Genomic DNA, 1,980 nt, shown 5'->3' on the forward strand with positions numbered 1-1,980 from the left:
GCGGCGGCAGCGAAACAAGGCGTGGTGATGGCGGATGCTCCAGTGTCCGGCGGCACCGGCGGTGCCCAGGCCGGGACGTTGACCTTCATGGTCGGCGCCACCCCGGAACTGTTCGCCACCCTGCAACCGGTGCTGGCACAGATGGGCCGCAACATCGTCCATTGCGGCGAAGTCGGCACCGGGCAAATCGCCAAGATCTGCAACAACCTGCTGCTGGGTATCACCATGGTCGGCGTCAGCGAAGCCATGGCCCTGGGCGATGCGCTGGGCATCGACACCCAAGTGTTGGCGGGAATCATCAACAGCTCCACCGGGCGCTGCTGGAGTTCGGACACCTACAACCCATGGCCCGGGATTATCGAGACGGCGCCGTCGTCCCGGGGTTATACCGGTGGGTTTGGTGCAGAACTGATGCTCAAGGATCTGGGACTGGCCACTGAAGCGGCCCGCCAGGCACACCAGCCGGTGATCCTCGGCGCAGTGGCGCAGCAGTTGTATCAATCGATGAGCCAACGTGGGGAAGGGGGCAAGGACTTCTCGGCGATCATCAACAGCTATCGAAAACCAAAGTAGGGCAATTGTCCTTCTTCACTGTGGGCCCCTGATTTTTACTGCGTAGACCTTCCAGCACCAGCTCACTACTGGTGCTTTTTTTTGGCCTGAATAAACCCCTTCGCGACGTTTGTGGGAGGGCGGTATTACTTATCGACTAATGCCTAGGGATAAGGTTTTTTTGCATTGTTATAGTTGTGAAATAAACTTTTACAAGTTTCAGGTGTGACGCTGAAATATCATGTTTTTGATCATGGGTTATTCATTTGGTGAGTGTCCATGGGGCGCTCGATTATCATGCCGTTATAATTGATTTCTCAGTTATGTGTGTTCGGTTTGTCGTGGCTTCCCTCATTAAACACCCATGTTTATTGCGTGTTTACATTTCTCTTTGATGTTGACTATTGCCTCGCTAGTATCGGTTTTGCGAGCGTTGTCATGGTTGCTGCGTCTCGATAACTTCCGCCGAAGCGTTGTACTTTCAAAGTTGTGCAGGTGTGTCAGAGATGGCTAGCGAATGGATGCGTACATCGGGTTTCCCAGGGCTATCGGCCTCATCGAACGAGGCCGCCCTGGAACTTGAAAAAGCCCGCATCCTGGCCCGCCACCTCTCCCGGTTGTTCGACCTCTGGGCTGCGATGCAGTCCAGCCCAAGGCCCGGGCAGGCTTATTCTGACGCCAAGGATGTGCCACCTCATTCGGTGTCAGCGTGTTGCAAGCGCACGCGTGTGGGTCTGCAATGTCGTGAAGAAACCGGCGTCGGTTGATCGCTGTAAATCCTGACCAGTCCTATATAAACGCAAAAAGAGTTTCGTGCTCGGCGGTAACTACCGTCGTGGGCATTCGCTCGCGCTGAAATACGTGTGTCCATATAAAAAACGGGTGAGAGATGAAAAACATAACTATTGTCGACAAGGCAACGGGGACGGCGACAGAGCATGCCTTTGGCAACGCCAGCCTCAAGGGAACCAGCATTGTAAAACTGCCGTTCGGACAAGAAAGCGTTCAATCGTTTCAACAGTCCGGCCAAAATCTGGTGGTCACTCTAAAGTCTGGAGAAACCATCACCATTCAGAACTTTTTTGTGGTGGGAGCCGACGGCTCCGCTAACCAACTGGTACTGGAAAATGCCGACGGAACATTGTTGCTCGGCAACTATTCCACGCCGTATTCGGGTTTCAACTTCACCGAAATCTCGACCCTGGACGACCTGGGTGTGGCAGCCATTGCCGCTGACAGTGCGGTGCCGGACTGGGTGCTGTGGGGCTTGGGCATCCTCGCCGTCGGCGGTACCGCCGCGGCATTGAGCGGTGGTGGCGGTGGTGGTGGCCATCATCATCAAACGCCAGTTCCTGCACCCGGTGCTGCGACCGGTTTGTCGGTCAACAGCGCGGGCACGGTGGTCAGCGGTAAAGGTCAGCCTGGCAC

General features: G+C 55.6%; 1 protein-coding gene and 1 pseudogene (1 of these 2 running past the window's edge). Both read left to right on the plus strand.

All coding sequences use genetic code 11. The features are described from left to right. Positions 1-573, plus strand: a pseudogene (gene mmsB / locus HX821_RS31570) (3-hydroxyisobutyrate dehydrogenase) (it extends 281 nt beyond the left edge of the window). Positions 574-1,441: 868 nt separating this feature from the next. Further along, positions 1,442-1,980: BapA prefix-like domain-containing protein (locus tag HX821_RS31575; RefSeq protein WP_177037392.1), on the plus strand; the 539-nt coding region annotated here is incomplete at its 3' end.

Origin of the sequence: Pseudomonas sp. B6001 (genome assembly GCF_013386015.1) — a bacterium.
Taxonomy (GTDB): Bacteria; Pseudomonadota; Gammaproteobacteria; order Pseudomonadales; family Pseudomonadaceae; genus Aquipseudomonas.